The organism is Microbacterium luteolum, from assembly GCF_039533965.1.
GTDB classification, from domain to species: domain Bacteria; phylum Actinomycetota; class Actinomycetes; order Actinomycetales; family Microbacteriaceae; genus Microbacterium; species Microbacterium luteolum.
The window spans coordinates 536,204-555,762 of sequence record NZ_BAAAUN010000001.1 but is presented as its reverse complement, the minus strand read 5'-3'; the positions used below and the strand labels follow the sequence as shown (position 1 = coordinate 555,762).

At 63.3% G+C, this 19,559-nt stretch carries 11 protein-coding genes; 6 read left to right on the top strand and 5 right to left on the bottom strand.

Features of this window, described 5'->3' with window-relative positions:
• Positions 1 to 42 precede the first annotated feature (42 nt).
• On the top strand, positions 43 to 1,128 hold the full coding sequence (locus tag ABD648_RS02690) for a serine hydrolase domain-containing protein (protein WP_282217185.1): 1,086 nt from the start codon (positions 43 to 45) through the stop codon (positions 1,126 to 1,128).
• A 42-nt stretch (positions 1,129 to 1,170) separates the two neighbouring features.
• Here the strand turns inward: ABD648_RS02690 and ABD648_RS02685 are convergent, their stop codons facing one another.
• On the bottom strand, positions 1,171 to 2,016 hold the full coding sequence (locus ABD648_RS02685) for a class I SAM-dependent methyltransferase (protein ID WP_282217184.1): 846 nt from the start codon (positions 2,014 to 2,016) through the stop codon (positions 1,171 to 1,173).
• A gap of 512 nt (positions 2,017 to 2,528) precedes the next feature.
• Between ABD648_RS02685 and ABD648_RS02680 the strand changes: the two genes are divergently transcribed.
• A complete protein-coding gene (locus ABD648_RS02680; protein ID WP_282217183.1) occupies positions 2,529 to 2,996 on the top strand; it encodes a hypothetical protein in 468 nt (155 codons plus the stop codon).
• A 665-nt stretch (positions 2,997 to 3,661) separates the two neighbouring features.
• Here the strand turns inward: ABD648_RS02680 and ABD648_RS02675 are convergent.
• Both ABD648_RS02675 and ABD648_RS02670 read right to left on the bottom strand, forming a co-directional pair.
• Positions 3,662 to 3,889, bottom strand: coding sequence for a hypothetical protein (locus tag ABD648_RS02675; protein ID WP_282217182.1), 228 nt, complete (start codon positions 3,887 to 3,889; stop codon positions 3,662 to 3,664).
• A gap of 90 nt (positions 3,890 to 3,979) precedes the next feature.
• Positions 3,980 to 4,573, bottom strand: a complete 594-nt coding sequence (locus ABD648_RS02670) for a hypothetical protein (protein WP_344708227.1) — start codon at positions 4,571 to 4,573, stop codon at positions 3,980 to 3,982.
• A 224-nt stretch (positions 4,574 to 4,797) separates the two neighbouring features.
• Here ABD648_RS02670 and ABD648_RS02665 point away from each other — a divergent pair, with 224 nt between their 5' ends.
• From ABD648_RS02665 to ABD648_RS02655, 3 genes are read left to right on the top strand one after another with little or no spacing between them, the layout of a single operon-like run.
• Positions 4,798 to 5,529, top strand: a complete 732-nt coding sequence (locus ABD648_RS02665; protein WP_282217180.1) for a hypothetical protein — start codon at positions 4,798 to 4,800, stop codon at positions 5,527 to 5,529.
• Positions 5,526 to 7,319: a Mu transposase C-terminal domain-containing protein gene (locus ABD648_RS02660; protein WP_282217179.1), complete on the top strand. Its 1,794-nt coding sequence runs from the start codon at positions 5,526 to 5,528 to the stop codon at positions 7,317 to 7,319. The genes ABD648_RS02665 and ABD648_RS02660 overlap by 4 nt, the downstream gene beginning before the upstream one ends.
• Positions 7,316 to 8,353, top strand: coding sequence for an ATP-binding protein (locus tag ABD648_RS02655; protein WP_282217178.1), 1,038 nt, complete (start codon positions 7,316 to 7,318; stop codon positions 8,351 to 8,353). The genes ABD648_RS02660 and ABD648_RS02655 overlap by 4 nt, the downstream gene beginning before the upstream one ends.
• 542 nt (positions 8,354 to 8,895) lie before the next feature.
• Here the strand turns inward: ABD648_RS02655 and ABD648_RS02650 are convergent.
• The gene (locus tag ABD648_RS02650) at positions 8,896 to 9,279 is read right to left on the bottom strand and encodes a hypothetical protein (protein WP_344708224.1); all 384 of its coding nucleotides are present in this window, start codon (positions 9,277 to 9,279) and stop codon (positions 8,896 to 8,898) included.
• A 599-nt stretch (positions 9,280 to 9,878) separates the two neighbouring features.
• On the bottom strand, positions 9,879 to 10,160 hold the full coding sequence (locus tag ABD648_RS02645) for a helix-turn-helix domain-containing protein (RefSeq protein ID WP_344708222.1): 282 nt from the start codon (positions 10,158 to 10,160) through the stop codon (positions 9,879 to 9,881).
• A 1,329-nt stretch (positions 10,161 to 11,489) separates the two neighbouring features.
• On the opposite strand from ABD648_RS02645, the gene ABD648_RS02640 reads away from it, so the two are divergent.
• On the top strand, positions 11,490 to 18,056 hold the full coding sequence (locus tag ABD648_RS02640) for a PA14 domain-containing protein (protein ID WP_344708220.1): 6,567 nt from the start codon (positions 11,490 to 11,492) through the stop codon (positions 18,054 to 18,056).
• The last annotated feature ends 1,503 nt before the right edge of the window (positions 18,057 to 19,559 follow it).

Sequence of the window (19,559 nt, the reverse complement as noted above, 5' to 3'; positions counted from 1 at the left end):
ATGAGCCCTGTAGAGGGGGTCCACTCGATCTAGCATCAGGACGTGTCCCGTCTCGTTCGTGGTCTCTCGCTCACCGCCCTCGTGCTCGCCATGGCCGGGTGCGCGAGCGCGCCTGCCCCTGAGGCATCTCCGCCGTCGAAGCAGAGCAGCCTGGAGGCTGCCTACGGCGCTCTTGACCGCGCTGACACCTCGGTGGTCGTCGCTGTGTCATTGGATGGGGCGCCGCCGTCGGTGCGGGAGTTCGGTGCGCTGCAGGAAGACGGGGTGCCGGCGGAGACGACGTTGGTGGACATCGGCTCGATCACGAAGACGGTGACGGCTGTGGCCGTTTCGAAGCTCATCGATCAGTCCGTTGTGCGGCTCGACGAGACGCTGGCGGAGATCTTCCCCGGTGTGCCCGAGGACAAGTCGCGGATCACCGTCGAGCAGCTGCTCACGCACAGCGGTGGTCTGACCGAATCGGTGGGTGACGACTTCGAGCAGATCGATCGGGACGAGTTGCTGAGGCGTGCGTTCGCATCGCCGTTGATCGAGCTCCCCGGCACGCGATATGCCTACTCGAACGTCGGATACTCGATCCTCGCCGCCATCATCGAGGTCCGCAGCGGCAGGTCTTACGAGGATTACCTGCGTGACGAGGTGCTGGCCCCTACGGGAGTCGGGGGTATCGGGTACCTGTCAGAGTATGCCGATGAGCGGTCGATTCGCTCCGCGAGCGGCGAGAGCGTCCTTGCGGCGAGTTGGGGTGAACACGATGTCTCCTGGAACCTCGTCGGCAACGGCGGACTGGTCACCACGGCGCCGACGTTCGTCCGCTTCCTCCAGGAGTTGACGAGCGGCCGCCTGCTCTCAGCCTCGGCGCTGGACCGCCTGCAGCAGCCTCACATCGCTGAGGACGATGCCGGATCGAGCTTCTACGGTTACGGACTCGTCGTGCAGGACGTTCCCGATCTCGGCCGCATCTACTGGCATGACGGCGGGAACGACGTCTTCTCCGCCGAGTGGTCGCTCTACGCGGATCACGGAGATGTCATCTTCACCGCAGGAGTGGACGCGGCGCCGGGGGAGAGCGCCGCGGGTGCTGCTGCGAGTGTGCTTCGTGAGCACCTCTACGGCGCGTCGGGCTGAGTGCGGGGACCAGGGTCTCGCTTTCCCGTCGGAGCAGTGCGGTCAGTCCCGGCGCGCGACGATCGTGTATGTACAGGGCACGAGGTTGCGTTCGCCCTCGGGCCAAGCCCAGTCGCCGTCAACTTCGACCATGCGAGGGCTGAACTGCCACGGCAACGTACGTCCTTCGTCGAAATGGATCAATCGGAGACCTGCGCGGAGCAGCGCTCCGATGATCTCCGAAAGCGGGTGCGGCCACTCGAAGGTGCGCGGGTGCGCCACGGTGCCGTCTCCGACGTAGGTGGCGGCATCGTCCCATTGCTGTGCTCGGCCGTCGCCGAAGTACGGGTAGCGGATCGTCAGCGTCGCGGCATCCTCGTCGAGGGCGTACAGCGACGGATGGCCGTCGCGGATGAAGAAGGTGCCGCCGCGGCAGAGCAGCGCTGCGATCTGAGCGGCCCAGCGGTCCAGATCCTCCAGCCACGTGACGGTGCCGATGCTCGTGTAGACCACATCGAATTCACCCTTGACGGCGCTCCGAGCTTCGAGCACATCCGTCTCCACCCAGGTGGCAGTGGCACCCGTGCGCTGTGCGAGTTCGGCGGCGGCACGGAGGGCGGGCCGTGAGAAGTCCACACCGGTGACCGTGGCGCCGGCGCGAGCCAGCGAGATCGTGTCGGTCCCGATGTGGCACTGCAGGTGGCACACATCCAGCCCGGAGACGCTGTGCGACGCCAGGAACGACTCGAGTACCGGCAGGTCGTGCCGTATGACGTCGCTGAGGTGCGTCGGGTCGTCGAAGGCGTCGAGTCCGTAGGCGTCCTCGTGCAACGGCACCCGGTCATTCCAGTTCTGCTGATTCGCGTGCCGCGCGGCTTCCCAGTCGATCTCGACGTTGCGTGGAGTCATGGGAGGAAGCCTAGTGAGGGCCCTCCCAATCGATCCACGCGGATAAACCGATAATGCACATTATGTCAGTTCGTCTCTGAAGATCCCCCTCGCCCGGGCGACGATGTTGCCCGCTGCCAGCAGACATGTCATTCCTGCCATTGAACGTGTCATTCTCCGGTTCAGCGTGCCGATGAAGCCACTGTGTCGCGGGACATGTCAGCCGGCAGCAGGCGCATGTGTCTTGCCTCGGTGTCTCAAACCACATCGACGTCGGCACACGCGCCGGGCGGCGGCCGCTATTGGGCGCCACGGGCGTTCTTCGCCACCGTCTCCCCCGTGCGCCGATGGAGCACGGGTAGCCCAGGCGCACAAGCCGCTCAGGCCGTTAGGGGAACCGCAACTCGGTGTCTCGTCGATCGATCCCGGCACGGACAGAAGCGCCACAATTCCCGTGCTGGTCGTAGATTTGTATTTGAATCTGTTATAATACTTGATGCAATCACTTGTGCGAATAGAACCCAGGAGTGCCCGTGACTATCCAAGAAGACCTCAGACAGATCATCGCCGACCATCGAGCCCTCGGCGATCGCTTGGAGAGCCTTCTCGAGAACAGTGACTGGATCGGAGAAATCGATGACGAGTCGTCCTGGCCCGTGTTCGACCCCGAAACAGACGAGCCTTACGTGCGTCCTGATATCAACGGCAATCGTGCACAACTCGATTGGGTCTCGATCATGTTGTGGTCGAAGCTCGCCGCTTTGAACGCCCGTGAGCGCCGAGGAGCAAGTCGACAGGAGTACATCCAATTCTCGAAGGATGCTGGGTACCGTGACGGTCGCGGGTGGAACGCGTGGAGCGGATACCTCGATCTAAGTGATGGCCGCTGGATTGATAATGAGGATGGGCTGACAAACCTTCGGACGTACTACCGTCGCCAGCGTCGCGCCATCCCCGCCGACATTGTGGCGTGGGCAGATGCTGGAGGCTTCGCCCAGTAGCCGTGATGCAGCATCGCGCGTCAGGTGGCCGGAAGAACTACACCCTCGGGAACCGCGTCATCGAACCAGTGACTGCACAGACGACAACGGTACGTGAGCCGAGCAGGCACCGCGTCGCTGATTGTTCGGCCCAACAGAGACGTCGACCACCCCTGCGGAATTCCGCCCGTCACGGAGATCCACGATGCTGGCAGCTTCACGCCGCAGTTCGCGCAGGCGAGAGGTTCTTCATTCACTCCCGCATCCTCGCACACCGCCACCCGGCCGCTCGAGACAAATAGACGACTTCTTGCGGTGGTGTGGCCTGCTCAGGTCGGTACGGGCAGCTAGCGGCCGGCGCTGACCGGGATCTTCGTCCTCTCCACCGAGGAGGACGAAGTGCTCCAGATTGGACACTTCCTACCGCTGAAGGTCGCGATGTATTCGACCGTTGTCATCGACACCCTGGAGGCACCCGTCGTTACGCGCTACGTGATGGAGATATGTGGGCACCAACCCTGAGCCCAGCGAGCAGGACTCCCAGAAGCAGTTCGCGTCGTCAACCAGCTCGAGGACCCCTCACTCGATCGCCGATCGAGTGAGGAGCGGTCAAGCACCGAGATTGCGGGATGCTTCGCGCTGGCGAAATAGGCGGGATTCGTCGATGCCTTGGGTATAGCTCCGCTCTATGTCGATGGCGGAACCGAGGCTATGCGTGCCGCATTCCGTTTCATGTAGTCACTGAGGGCGATGCGTCCGCGTTCAAGCTCGATGACCTCCGCGACCGCCGCCCGATCAGGCTCCCAGCCAGTCAGATACTCGGTGGCGAAGACGTCACGCACGTTGGCACGGTGCCGATCATCAAGTTCGATGAACAGGTCAGGCCACATCGCACTAACGTCGAGCCCAGCCATGTGAGCTTCCTCGCGTACCGAAAGATTCTGCTGACGGACCACTCAACCCTGATCGTCCCCCATGTATTCGACTGCTAGTCGGCCCGGCCATCAATCCGCGCCCCGCGGTTCGTCGACCGAAACGCGCACCGCAATTTCGGTGGCATCGACTCCCAGCCAAGCCGAAGCGAGTTCTACAGCCGCAGCAGCTATTCCGCGGGCGTCGAGGGCGCTGCCAGTCGCAACGATGATTGCTCCGCTAGGTGTTCTTGAGACGAGTCTTGGAATTTCGATGGTCCACGTCTCATCGTTCTCCCGATAGGCCCGAGCTCTGAGCTCAATCACGATGTCACGACCTGTTCGCTCCCGGCTGTCGCCGTTGGCGGAGGCGCTTCTTCTGTTCTGCTGCGCGTCCGATACCCAGCGTTCGCTGTCGAGCTGCGCGAGCCCTCGGCGAATCGACTCGATCAGGATCGTCTGGACAGAATAATTCCTGCGTTTCGCAAAGTCGATGACCGCGTCTCGAAGCACTTCGTGACGCTCCCACCGGACCAGACTCGAGGCTGGGCGCCCTCCGGAGCCCATTGATGCGCGGGTGGTTCTGGGCTCCGCAGCCGCCACCGGGAGCTGATCGTCCGAAGCGCCGGCCGGACCCATCGCCAGCTCTCGATCCGCCGACGTGATGTCTCGGACGCTTTTGACCATCACACGATCATTTCTATCCGCCGTTGGCCGCGGTAACGCCAGCGAGCCCGCCCGCCGCCGGGCTCGTACTGACCCTCGTGAGTTTCCGCATCGTTCAGACCTACATCAGTCGGCGCGCTTGCACAAGTGATTGGGCAGACTCTTACGTGTAACTAGGCTGTGTTGGTCTTGAATCACCCGCGTGAATTCGGGATGCTTTGGAGCACGGAGCGAGTGAGGCGGGGGTGGGCACGGTGGACGTTCACAATCTTCTCGACGAGCCGCGGGCGCTCTGTCGCCTCAACGACGCGCGCAAGCCAGCCAATCTCAGCATCGACGAGTTCGCCAGCATCCTTCCCGAATCGCTGCAACCCGTTGCCCGCATCCCCACTTGGCGAGGCAAACAATCGTACGAGGGACGCTGGTGGTTCTCGACTATCCCTGCGCACGTGGCATACGCCTCAGGGCGTGAGTGCGATCTCCTCGTCTGGCTTGACTTCGCCGGGAGCGTCACGCAGCTGGTCCGCGATCCCGCTGTGATTGTGAGCGCCAGAACTGCTCATACTCCCCCGCTGCGCCCCTGGCTCTACGTGCAGGTGGAGGATGGATCGCGTCGCCTGTTCCTCCACGCGAAGGATGTGGACCGAGCGCCCGACCTCGCTGACGTACTCAGTGGGACGGGCATTGGCGTTGAGGTTAGTTCGCGACCGGACGACAAGGAGCTACGGTTCATAAAGTGGCTATCGGGATACCGGTTCACGCGCTTCCGGCTTCCGCAGGAGGCTGAGTGTCAGATACGCGCTGCCTGCGCGACCCCACGTGCACTGGGCGTAGCGATCCATCAGATTGCCCAAGACTCGCCGTACGACCTCAGCACTATTCGGGGCAACCTCTATTCTCAGATTTGGCGGCATGAGGTCGATTTCGTTGACGGATACAGCGACCTGTCGGACACGGCGAGGATCTGCGCCGCATGAACGTCGACCTTGGGTCCGTCGCAGAACTCGCTCGGCTCTCCCCTGCTGAGCGCGCCCGGTGCAAAGCAATCGAGCGCGTCATTCAGGCCGCCGACTCTGATCAGGCGTCGGAAACGGAGTCGCGCGCCGAGCGCGTGCGCCAAGCGTTTAAGGGGCAACTAGGAATCGACGTTTCACAGCGCCAGGTGTATAGATACCTCGCTTCCTATCGATTGGGCGGCGTCGCAGCGCTCGCGGATGCGCGAAAGACGGGGAAGAGCCGAGCCACGAAGACTGATCCTCGGGTCTTTGGACTCATCGAAAGCGAACTGAAGGACCAGCTCGAGGTCTCGACGGGCACGAGATCGCGAACGATCGCACGAGTGAAGTGGGCAGCGTCGCGGCAGGGCGTTCCTGTCCCATCAACGCGAACCATGTATCGACTCCTCGAGCAGCTCGATCGACACCGAGGAAGCTTCGGCTCCGCGACGACGCGTCGATCCAAGGCCGTGAGGCCTGACCGCACGTTCAGGCCATCTCTACCGTCTCGCCCAGGTGAACTCGTCGAGATCGATTCCACTCCGCTCGACCTTTTCGTTCAGATGCCTGATGGCAGCGTCGGGCGCCCCGAGCTCACGTACGCGATCGACGTCGCCACGGGAACGATCGGCGCGACCCTACTCCATGAGCGTGCTGCAAAGTCGGTGGACATCGGTGCGGTTCTGCTCACCCGGATGCTGACCCGGATCGTTGACCAGCCATGGTGGGGCGAAGCGGTATCGTTCGCTGAAACCGTGTTCGAGCCCACCTCTGAGCCTCTGGGGCGAGTGCTTGAGGAAGCCGCCGCCGTCGTGCCACTGATTGTTCCCGAGGCGGTGACTGTCGACCGCGGCAAAGTTTTCGTTGGGTCCACCTTCACTGCGGCATGTGAACGCCTGGAGATCTCACAAGTCCGTGCCAATCCACGTCAAGGCACCGACAAACCACACGTCGAAGGCGGGTTCAAACGGATCCGTGATGGTTTCGTCCAATACCTTGCGGGTTACAGCGGTGGGCACACGCAGAACCGCGGCGATGAGCCTCGAACAGAAGCGGTTTGGACTCTCGGCGAGGTGCGATTGCTTCTCGACCTCTGGGTCATAGTTGAGTGGCAGACGACAGCGCAATCGGGACTTCGGCTGCCCGGCATGCCGCAACGCGCCCTCTCCCCCAACCAGATGTACGCGGCGCTGTCCGCTGCGGCACCACACGTGCCTGTGAGCTTGGGCCGGGAGGACTACATCGCCCTTCTCCCCCTCGCCTGGCGCTCCGTTCAGCCGTACGGACTGAACTTCGGCGGACTCGTCTATGACGCCGAAGCACTCCATCCGATGAGAGGGCGGCAGTCTGGCCTCTCAGGTGAAGCTCGCGGACGCTGGGAGATCCGCTACGACCCTTACAACCTTCGGCAAATTTGGGTACGCGACATCGCGAATAGCCGCTGGATCACCGCTTCCTGGGCGCTGGCAGCTCGGACCGATCATCCCTTCAGTCGCGAAGTCCTCCGCGCGGCGCAGCGTGCCATCACAGAACCCAGCCACCCAACGACGATCGACATCCTCGAGCAGATCAATCGCATCCAAGCGCAACGTGTCACGCCTCAGTCAGGCGCACCACCGTTCAAGAAAAGCCGCGTCACGAAGGGTGACCGACCGACGCCTGTCGTTGAACTCCGTGCCGGAGGCAGCGACAGCAGAGCAGGCACTGAACACGCTGAGGGAACGAAGACCCGCGCAGCACTCCCCCATGCCCGGCTTCGCCTTCTGGAATGATGATGGCTATCCCGACGAACCTTCAGGACTGGCGCGAGTACGTCGCCAGAGAACCACAGCGTCCGGACCATCTCAGCGCTCGCGAACTCAAAGCGCTGACGGCTAGCGCGCTCGACGCCTACAACGAGACGCGATTCGCCTGGCTCAGTGCGGACACCGTGCTCGCCACCCCCGACGTGCAACAGCTGCGACGGCTCTGGGCGACGCTTCGCGCCGAGACGCTTTATGGCACCAACACGGCAGCGAAGCTAATGAGCGTGTCAGGCGCACCAACGTCCGGTAAGACCACCGCGGCGCTCTGGATCGCCCGCGATCACGAACGAACTGAACGCCATCGGCACCCCACGCGTCCGCCGGACCAGCTCCAGCCGTCGCTGTACGTTGTCACTCCGCCGGCGACGACTCCGAAGATGCTCCTCATTGCCTTCTGCAACGTTCTCGGTCTCCCCCACGTGCGTGCAAGCACGGCACAGGACCTGATCGAGCGGGTCCACGCCATCCTGCGCACTCTTCAAACGTCACTGATCGTGCTCGATGAGGTCCACAATGTGCAAAGCAACCGACAGATCGGTGCGGAGGCAGCCTCAACTCTGAAGCTCTTCGCCGAACGCTTGGACTGCGCGTTTATTCTCAATGGCATCGACCTCGATCGAAGCCCGGTGTTTGCGGGAACCGTCGGCGAACAACTCGCCAGCCGCACCATCCGGTACGACATTCGCGGCTACCGCTACAACTCCGCCCAAGCCCGCGAGGAATGGGGGGAGCTCCTCGTCAGCTGCGGTGATCTCCTCCCTCTCGCCCGCCAAAGCGACGAGGTCTTCGCTGATGCTGCCGCATGGCTTTTCGAAGTCACGGGCGGTTCGATTGGGCGGCTCCGTTCTCTGCTGCGTCGAACCGCGATCGACGCCATCACCTCCGGCCGGGAGCGCGTCACAATGGCGGATATGGAAGTTTTTGCGAATCAGGGCGGGCACTCTCGCAAGCCTGCCTCGGGGCCGCGCGCCGCCCGAGACTTGGATGCAGCATCGGCATGAGCGAATCCACGCTCGATGGCGTGGCATGTGTCCACATCAATCCGCTCCCGATACGTATCCGGCGCGTGCACAACGAGTCGATGGACAGCTACATTCGACGGCTCGCAACGGCGAACGGCGTGACGGCGATCGACGTCGGCATCTGGCTCCACGAGTCCGGAATCCTCCCCCGCGAGGTCCCCAGAGCCGCGTGGCATGCGGCCTGGGTTCAGCTGGGCAACTTGTCTCCCAAGTCGCGGCCCGACGATCCTGGTGCAGGTGTCGATCGCGCAGTATGTCGCCGCTGCAGCCACGGGCAGCGTGTTGAAGGCAGGATGCCAGCGTGGGGTCTGATCTGTCTGCGGCATTCCTGCTGGATCGACCCCGCAGACGGAACGTCCCCGCAGCCGACCGAGCTTCGAGCTGAACGTGCTTTCCGGCGAATGCTTGCTTCCATCGGGCTGCACATGGAGAGCCCCCGCCTGCAGTTTGCCCTGCGTCTCGCGTCGCTCGCGGTCAGCCCGGACTGGCTCGATGTGCGGAGCCAACGAGATGGATTCCGATCACTCCGGGCTAGCCTCTTTCCCGCGCAGGTCCGCATCGCCGCGGACCTGTTCGAACACGACGATCTCGCGGCCTTGAGATTGGTTGAGCCCGGTCGTCGCCTCGAGTCGTGCGAACGATGGCTCACTTGCCGAATCACCGGCCTCGGCGAAGGAGACGAGCCCTGGCGCGCTGCGGTAGTCCTCAGCGCGCTTCTGCAACATCTTGATGACCCTTCGGCCGTCGTTGAGCTCGATGAGTTCCTTTACCGGTTCGCCCGGTAAAGGGTACCGATCGACATGATCAGGAATCTCAGACAGCACCCGCCCCACGTACATCTGTGCACGCGCTACGGTGTCCTCGTCCGTCACCTGCCTTATCCGGCCCGTCGTGCCGCGCTCCACGCAGTATGCATCGAGGACTGTTCCTGGCCTGATGATCCGAGGCGCCAACGTTGGGCCGGCGACGACCAGCACCTCTGCCAGCGAACCTTCAGGGACTCCTCGCCGGATGGGGGTTCGAAGGGCATCTGGGGACCCAAAGACGAACGGTGCGCCGCGTCGGTATCCCCAGAGTTCGATATACGTCGTTCTCCAACTTGGGAGCGACAGTGGTTGAGGGTCGAGGAAGGCATCGAGCACCCAGCCCGGGACGTACCATAGCGGGCCCCCCGCGCTCAACGTCCCGTCATCAATCAGCTTGAGAAGCGCCTTCCGATTCCAAGGATTATCGGGATTCGTTCTCGTCGATGGACTCGGACCATGTGGCCGTGCGAGCACACCAGACTGGCCTGTCGCGCGGTTGTCGCCCGCATCGCTTGCCAGTGCCAGTGTGCGAAGCGTGCTGGCGTTCGCTCGCGCGATCTCAGGCACACGATCATGGACGTGAATGCCTGGGTTAGCCCCTCTCGAGTACCTCGGGACGGACGACGTGATCGTCACGAAATAGAGCCACTCCGGACTCTCGGTGACGCTCCCCACAGACTCCGGCACGAGCGTCGCCCCTACCTGCCTTCACCCGACGCGGGATCGCTGGGCGGCATCAAGGCAGCTGCATCGATGCCGAGCGCCTCCGCCAGGTCGTAGATCCGCTCGAAGCTCACTCCCCTGTTACCGTGCTCGACATGTATGAGCATGTTCCGGGTAACCCCGGACTCGAGCGCCAACGCCTCCTGAGTGAGACCAGCGCGAAGCCGCTCGTTACGCACGGCTGCGCCGACAAGCAACCTCGCTCGCCGCCACGCCTCTTTCTGCTCGTCGGAGGACTTTGAATCAGGAACAGGCACTACTCAATTCGGTTGGAATAGAGCATGGAAGTCTGCCCTACTAGTTGCTCATTTCGAACGAGCTCTTGAAGTTGAAGGGTTGCTATATGAGATATGTGCAGGATCACCCACCTTAATGACGGCTACCCAGATTCGGTCGTCCGCGAGAACAACCTGCCTGGGCATCACAGCTAACGATCGTTTCGGTGGGGCGCACTTCGCTGCTCAGTCGGATCAATCGCTTGTCGGCATCCGTCCAGGCGTCATGGGTATGTGACACTTCGCAAACCCATTTCTATGACCGCAACGGTGAAGTTGGCGGTCTGCTTCCTCGCGGGGTCTTCCGCCTCGCCGGAGCTCAGCGCCCTCGATGCGGCTCGATCAGATGGGGACGAGTTGCCACTGGTTGCCGGCGAGGATTCGTACGCGGCCGATGGCTCGACGAGTCGTTTCGTCGGCGACTTTGAGGACGTGTCCTTGTGGATCTCGCGGGGAGCAGACTCTCCCGTGTGTCTCATTGCGGTGAACACGAGCCTCGACGAGGGATTCACCGTATGCGGCGGACTACCTCTCGGAGCAGAAGGGCTTGGGCACATCTTTGAGCTCTGGCCAGATGACGCGCCTGCCCCGGATGGAATGACTCGCCTGTCGGAAAACGTGTACGCCCAGTAGCAATACTGGCCCCTCGAAGCCGGGATCGCCTGCCTGGCGATTCCGGCCTCAGCTTTTGCGGAGGCCCGTTCGATCGGTAGCTCAACGAAGCGCGCCGAAACGGTCGGGTCGGGACAGCCAGCGCTGGCTTGCCGCGACCGCCTGCCGGCACCCGTTCCGCCGGGATTTGGCACGGTCCGTGCGCGGGGCCGATCGCGGTCATGCGCTCTCAATCACCGTGCAAAGTTATGAATTCGTGATCAAGGGCGTATCGCGGCTGATGCTGAGGATCCGCTATTTGTTAGCTATGCGGCCGAAGTACCCTCCGCAGCTCATCCTTCGAAGGGTCCGCCTGTGGTCGGTGTTGTTCGAGGCGTCCTCGCCTCGCTCCTTGTCGCTGCGCTCGTTGTCATCGCCCCGGATTCTTCGGCGGTTGCTGACGCGATGATCGCGCAGGAGGTGAGCAGCAGTGTGGCGGCATCCGCACCGATTGAGAACCGCGATATCCCCGATAACGGCCAGCTGTCGGAGGAGGATGTCGAGCGTTTAGGTGGCCAGCCCGATGCGCCTGCCGAGGAGTCCGCACCGGACATGCCCGAAGGTGAATATATCGTTCCGACAGCTGAGCCGACAGCGCCGGCGATCATTCCGGCACGTTACGCGCGGAAGGTCGAGAAGACTGAGAACGACGGCGCGGCCTTGGCCGAACGCGCGGAAGAGAGTGAGGTCGTCGCGCAGGACACCTATTCGACGACCTACGAGACGGACGCCGGTTCCACGATCCGCAAGGAGTCGACCGAGCCGCTGAACTTTCTCGATAGCGGCGGGGATTGGGAGGAGATCTCGACGGAGGTGACGCAGGACGGCAAGCGCTGGACCGCCGAGGACCACCCGCTCTCGCCGTCGTTCTCCGATCGGGCCGACTCCGATACGGCGGTCTCGCTAGATGCGGATGGGCATGAGCTGTCGTTCTCGCTCGAGGGCAGCGCCGACAGTTCCGCCGAGGCTGATTCCTCCGATGGCGAAACCAACGACACCCTGCGGTTCGAGAATGTTCGAGGCGGGGTCGATCTGGAGTATCAGGTCGAGCCCGGCGGGGTGAAGGAGACCCTGATCCTAGACAAAGCCCCGACCGCAGCGGCGAAGTGGACGTGGAGCATCGATGTCGGGGACATGACGCCGGTGCTCGCCGCCCACGACGTTCTGGAACTCCGTGATGCCGAGGGCGCCGTGGTCATGCATGTTCCGACACCTGTGGTGTGGGACTCCTCCGGAAAAGAGGACGTGAGCGAGGACGCGCTCATCAACCCCACGGTCACCCTGGCGCAGTCCGAAGACGGCTCGTGGGAGTACACGATCGAGGTCGATGACGCATGGCTCGACGCTCCGGATCGCGTCTATCCGGTGTCGGTCGACCCGACGTTCCAGTGGGGGCCTCCGCATCAGCGCTCGTTCAAGTCCGACGGTGCGGTCTACATGGACCAGTCGCACATCGGGAACACCCGCCAGAACAACCAGAACGTGTTCTGGCGGACATACACGTGGTTCGATGCATCCCCGGCGTACAAGAAGTTCCTCGGTGAGGCTCAGATGCTGGCCGTCTACGCGGGAGCGGGCACGACGAACGGCTACTACTCCGCCGTGAACAAGGGCACCGGCGACTGTTATGAGTGCCGGGGAGCGTGGCTGGCCGATTTCTATCTGGAGGACGGGGGCGCCTGGACGTCCGGCGACGGGATCGGGACTTTCGCCGTCAACTACTTCTGGTCGAACTACTCTGCGATTCCGGTGCATATCCAGGGGTGGGAGAGTTCGGACTATACGTACAAGAAGATCGCGACCGCGATGTACATGGAGTACTGGGACTACCCGACCGTCACGCAGACTGCACCCGCCAATGGCGTCACCGGTCAATCTCTGACACCGACACTTTCAGTGTCGACGACGAATTCATCCCCGAAGTCGCCGTATCAGGCACAGATGTTCGAGGTGTCGGCGAACGCGGACATGTCCTCGCCCGTCTGGTCGAGCGGCTGGGTCGAGCCGAAGCAGGTGACAGTACCGGAAGGCAAGCTGCTTCCGGGCGTGACATACTACTGGCGGGCGAAAACAAAGGACGGCCACGACACGCTATTCGGCCAAAGCACCCAGATCTCCACTGCTGTCCGCACGCTGACGACGCAGTTCGTCCCGCCGACGCCACCCGTGGGAACGGCGACCCCTGGCAATGCGACGGGTCTGCCCGAGACGATCGTCAGCCTCACCCCGACGCTCGTGGTGGATGCCGTCGCCGACCCGGACAACTTCCCGGCAGGTGCCGAGGTCAAGTACGAGTTCAAGATCTCGACGGGGGCCGATGGAAAGTCAGGTGCCGTCTTCACCTCCGGCCTGATCTCTGCAGGGACCGACGGCAAAGTGCGATGGACAGTTCCCGAGGGTACGCTCCGTGACGGCAACATCTACTCCTGGGTCGTACAGCCGACCGACGGCATCGGCAAGAACACGGCACCCGCGTGGGTGAAACGGATCAAGGTCGACATGCGCCTCGGGTCTTCGGGCCCGTCGCCGTTCGATTCGACCGGACCCGTCACGGTGAACCTTGCGAACGGCAACGCGAACCTCTCGTTCTCCTCGCCGTTGGTGAGCACCCTCGGCGGCCCCATGGGGATGTCGTTCAGCTACAACTCCCTGGCCGCTGGAGTCTCGGACCGTGGGCTCACCGGCTCCTACTACGACGGTCGCACGACTCTCGGCAACGTCCCGACCGCACCGGCGGAATACACGTTCACAGGCAAGACGCCGCTGATGGTGCGCACGGACTCCGCGGTCTCGTTCGACTGGCAGGCGGAATCGCCCGGCCCCGCCTTGCAGCCTGATCACTTCATGGCGCAGTGGAACGGCTTCGTCCGGGTGCCGCATGCATCGACGCAGTGGCGGTTCGGTGTGAGACACGACGACGGTGTGAAGCTGCGGCTGAACAACACGACCGTGCTCGACAAGTGGACCAACGGCACGACAGCGGTCGAGTGGTCGGGGAATCAGAACCTGTCGACCGCAGAGGTTCCGATCCAACTGGACTACTACGACGCCACCACGGGAGCGTTCGTGGAGCTCTGGGCAGACGACCTCGCCGACAGCAGCGGCCCGGTGATCGTGCCGGCATCGTGGTTCACCACACGTCGCACCGTGATGCGAGAAGGCTGGTCCGCGTCGACGCCGATCGCCGGCGACGCCACAGCCTGGGCGCGTGCGACCATCGAGCCACAAGCCGTGGTGCTCACGGACATCAGCGGCGGTGCGCACACATATGCGCGTACGTCGAGCGGCGGATACACGCCCCCCGCGGGCGAATACGGGGTGGTCTCGCTCGATACCGCGGGCAGGGTCGTCTTCACCGACGAAGGCGGCACGGTCCATCAGTTCGCTGCGACCGGCAACGTGGAATCTGCGACGTCGCCAGCGGATGGCCAGAAGCCCGCAGCGCCGATCATGATCTACAACTCCGACGGCATCGTGAAAGAGATCGTCGATCCGCTGTCGAAAGACGGATCGACCTACCACCGCAAGATCTCGTTCGTGTATCAGGATGCGGCGCAGACGATCTGTCCGACCCTTCCGCCGAACTACCATCCCGCGCGTGCGGGATCCTTGTGCCAGATCATCTACCCGGCCCTCTCGTCCGCGGCCGCTCCGGTGACGAACCTGTACTACGCGGGTGGTCAGCTCTGGATCATCGAAGACCCCGGCAACGAGCGGACGGTCTTCGGGTACAACAGCGACAACGTTCTGGAGAGCATTCTCGATTCCGCCGCGAACGACTATCTGCTCGCGCAGCCGGTGCCGAGTCAATACGACCCACCGCGGACGACGATCGCGTACACCGACAAACGGGTGTCGTCGGTTCGGCTTCCCTCCGCAGACGGCGGGCCCGCGCAGAGGCTCAAGAAGAACTACGCCTACAACCTTGCGGCGCGCACGAGCACGGTGGCGGTCGACACCGTCGCGAACTCGACCAGCACGGTCGCGTACGACGCCGTATGGCGGCAGACCTCATCCACGAGTCCGCTTGGCGCGTCCGCGGCCCAGCAATGGCACCCCACAAAGGACCTGGTGCTCTCGGCGACGACCTCGACCGGGTTGATGTCGACGACGATCTACGATCCGGCAACGGATCGCGCCACAGACTCGTTCGGCCCCTCTCCGACGGCCTGCTTCCAGGCCAGCGGGTGGCCTGTCGCGAACCCTGTCGGAACGAGCGGGTGCGGCAACCTGCCGGCGCATACGTCGACCACGTACGACGGCGGGATGCAGGGACTGCAGGCGACGTACTATTCGAACAAGACGCTGAGTGGAAAGCCGGCGCTGATCGGCTTCGGCATCGGAGGGACCGGTGGAGCCGTCGACCGGAACTGGGGCACGACCTCGCCGGGAACCGGTATTGCCGCGGACAACTGGTCGCTGCGTCTTACCGGTCTCGTCACGTTCCCCGACGCCGGTCAGTACACGTTCGTCACGAACAGCGACGACGGCGCTCGCGTGTGGGTGGGCGACACCCTGGTGGCCGATAAGTGGGAGACCGGTGCGTTGGAGAGAGCCGGAACCCCGATCACGGTCGCCGCAGGCGAGACGCGTCGCATCCGTGTCGAGTATCGCGACGACACGACGGGAGCGTCGCTGCAGCTCAAGTGGCGCACACCGTCGTCCGGGACGACGGCAGCCGTCGTGCCAGGTACCGCGCTGCGTCCGGACTATGGTCTCGTGACCCGAACAACGACGGACGACTCGACGACGGCACCCGGAGCGGTTGCCCCGTCGACGACAGCAGCTGTGACGTACCAGCACCCATGGCTGGGACAGGCCACCGCGTCGACGGTCGACCCTGACGGACTCTCGCTCACGACCGCAACGTCATTCGAGCAGCCCGGTGCTGCCGGATGGCTACGACGGTTGACGCGCACGCTTCCCGCTGGTGGTGTGGCTGGCGCTCCGGCAACCGCGAAGACCACGAGCACGTACTACGGCGACCTCGAGACGGCACCGGCGGTCTGCGGCATCCCCGCGGGAACGCGGCAGTTCGGCATGACGAAGTCGGTCACCGGGCCCACCCCCGCGTCGGGCGGGGCAATCACAACCGAATACGCATACGACGCATGGGGTCGCACCGTCGGCACGAAGACCAGCGGCGACACAGCATGGTCGTGCATCGGGTTCGATGCTCGCGGGCGTACTGTCTCGTCGAGCGTGGCGGGCCCGTCGGGCACGGCCACGATCTCGAGTGCGACGACGCAGACGGCGCGCGTGGTCGGCGGAGGCTACACCGTCGCGACTACGGGAGTCGCCGTTGTCGGGTCGCCGAACAACTCGACGATCACGACCGCGACCGACCTGCTCGGCCGCACCGTCAGCTACACCGATGTCTGGGGCACGGTCACCGCGCCCACGTACGACCCGGCATCAGGTCGAGTGACGCAGGTCGCGACCACGCCCGCCGGCGGGGCTGCATCGGTCACGGCCTACACGTACGACGCGGACGCCAAGGTGACGATCGTCACCGTCGACGGCCAGCAGATGGCGAACGTGACCTATGACGCGTTGCAGCGTCTGCAGAAGGTCGTGTATCCCGATGGGTCGGCGCTAAACAGCATCGGGCGGGATACGGCGCAACGGGTTGTCGCCCAGGAATGGATCGTGGCGGGGCAACTCGTGTCGGACAACGTCGTGCGGTCCCAATCCGGTCGGGTGGTGAAGCAGCACACGGGAACCGGTTCGACGACCTATTCATCGACATACGGGTATGACACGGCGGGGCGGTTGGTGTCGGCGGCGATCCCTGGGCATCAGTTCACATACGCGTTCGGTTCGTCGGGTGGGTGTGGTCCGAATGCGGCGGCGGGGATGTCGGGCAACCGGACGGGTCTGACGGATGCGTGGACGGCTCCGGGGCAGTCGGCGGTGACGACGTCGACGGCCTATTGCTATGACTGGGCCGATCGGTTGCTGTCGACTGCCGTGACGGGTGCGATCCCTGGGGCGACGACGGTTGCGGATGGTCTCGCGGCGGCGGAGATCACGTATGACGTCCGGGGGAACACGAAGCGTCTCGGGGATATGCAGTTCTCCTATGACGCGGCGAACCGGCACGTCGGGACGACGTACGACGACGGCACGACCGTGGTGATCCTTCGGGATGCGACCGGGCGGATCGTGTCGCGGACGATGGATCCGGCGGGTGCTGTTCCGGCGGTGACGACGAAGTACCTCTACGCCGCCGGTGGTGATGCGGCGTGGGGGCAGAAGATCGGCTCCGACCTGACCCGCAGCATCGGGTTGCCCGGTGGGGTGTCGTGGACGAAACAGGGCTCGACGGTAACGTGGTCGTTCCCCAACATGCAAGGGAATGCCTTGATCACCCGCACCGGGACGACTACAGGCGGGCTACTGCTGTGGGACCCGTTCGGGCAGCCCGTGGACCCGGTCACTTTCGCGATCGGCACCGCGGCGACAGACGACACCGGCCAGGTTGCGGGAAACACTCTCTGGTACCAGGGAGCGTTGAAGCCAGCGGAATCCGCAGGCTCGGCGCTGATCGTCGAGATGGGGGCACGGTTGTACGTCCCCGCTCTCGGGAGGTTCCTGCAAGTCGATCCGATCGAAGGCGGCGGCGCGAACGACTACGCGTGGCCCACTGACCCCATAAACGGACACGATCTCAGTGGAGAAGCGTGGAAGAAGAAAGGCCCGACATTTTCTAAGAATGCGAACTCCGCTGCCCGATCAGCCCAGAAGACGATTACTACCTCTACTCGAATCTCTTCGGCCGTGGCTTCGGTCGGGGCAAAATCTGGAGAATGTCCGCCCGGGCAATACTGGCATGAGGGGGTATACACGGATGCTTGCCACAGCATTGCCATCAGAGATCGGCAACTACGGGATCAAGCGGCTTTCTTCAATGGGATAGCAACAATTTGGGAAGCTGGCAGCGTTTCCGTGTCTGCCTGCCTCTTTCTTTGCGTCGAGTTTGGTATCGGCGGCGGCATCACCTTCGGTGCCGGAATCGGTGGCAAGGCTGGAGTTGACGTATCCGTGGGCGTCGGAGGTCCACCTGATGGGGGCGCGATGACATTCGGATGCAGCGGAGCGCTCGGGCCCGTCGGTTTATATGGGGAAGCGGGTCTAGCCGCCAACGGCGACAGGTACACGGGCGGCGGATGGACGGGGGGCGTGTCGGGTGGCTGTAGTGTTATGTGGACGTATCGAATCTTCTAGATACGAAGGGATCGGCATGACGATAGAGAACTACGTGGCCCTTTCCGTTGGGGTCATTGCGCTCCTGTGTGGACCCTTGATTGTGCGAAACCGAAGAAAGATATTCGGCGTCATTTCCGACACCCTTCGCGCACTTGGTGGCACTCCAGGGCGGCAGGTTGTTAAGATGTCAAGCCCATTTTGGGTTGGATTTACTGGTGTCGTGCTAGCGGCAATAGGTGTGATCGCGATTATCGCCGGAGTTTTCGTCCGTGAACCATTGCCATGACCAGTTATTCCTTGATGAACCTTCTGACGGGGGTACCCATCCTGCTTATCGGAGTCGTGGCGCTGTGTCTTCGAAGGCGCATTCTGAGGTATCTTCGCCAGCGTTTTGCGCGTATCCTAAGTGACGACGGCATCTCCGAGATTGAGGTTGACCGCCGACTCCCGAAGATGAGAGCGATTGTCATCATTAGCACCGGCTTTGTCGCATTCGGAGCATGGCTCATCGCAGTTTCTCTTCTTTAGCCCAGGCGGAGGGGTGATTGGCTGAGGTTGCTCGTGGGAGCCAAGTCAGGACCGGTCCCCTCGCTCATTGGACCGGAAGGTCACCAAAGAGTACATAGTCGGGCAACGAGGTGTCGGCGCGGGGTGAGAGTGTCACGCTGGCGGGTCCGCCTTCGTGCTTCGCCACGACTTGATGGCCCGCCAGATCCCAACGAGACCGCTGAAGAGGAGACTAACCCCGAGCCCACCTACGACTACTACTTCCAGAGGCTGATCACCTCTCTTCATCGATGGTGAACCATCACGGACGTCCAACCATATCGCCAGCGCCAGCAGCGCCACCCCGGCAACGGTGAGTACCGCGTAAAGCCAACGACTCATGATCTCGCCGCTCGGGTCGCACTGCGGTCGAGCGTCGCCGCGAAAGGTCCCCTGCGCTCCATCGCGCATCGTTGGTCTCCGCATGCCGTGGGCATAGCACCACTCCGATCTGTCGTTTTTAAGTGAGTTCCGCGGTATCAGATGCGCGGTGTCATGTGTCATTCTGGCTGCCGCTATGCGAGGCGTCGGGGACCGATACCAAGACCTCATCATCAAATCATCTTTCAGGGCAACGGTAGTCCCGGAGACGCCTGCACTCAATGAATCGCACGACCATAAGTTCCAGGTTCATGCAGGAGTAGTGCCGATGCCAGCAAGCTCGTGGCGTTCCGACAAGTGCCCTGGACAGGCCCGCGGCACCGGCAGCGGCTTCGTCCTCTTCCAGGCGCAGTTCATCGGCGACGTTTTTCGCGGGCGCATCGTCGGCGTTTGAGGGATGTGCAAGTCGTCTATGGCGTGGCGAGCCGGATTGCTTCCATCCAGGGTGAGTCATCCAAGGAATGCGCGGTATCTGGGATCGAAAGCTGGATGCCCGCCGGCTTGCCCGCCCTGCCCGGCCCGCCCCGGGCCGGCGATCTCGTGTCAGAGCCCCCGTTGTGGCGACCCCGGAATGGTCTGGCGTGGGCCCAGTTT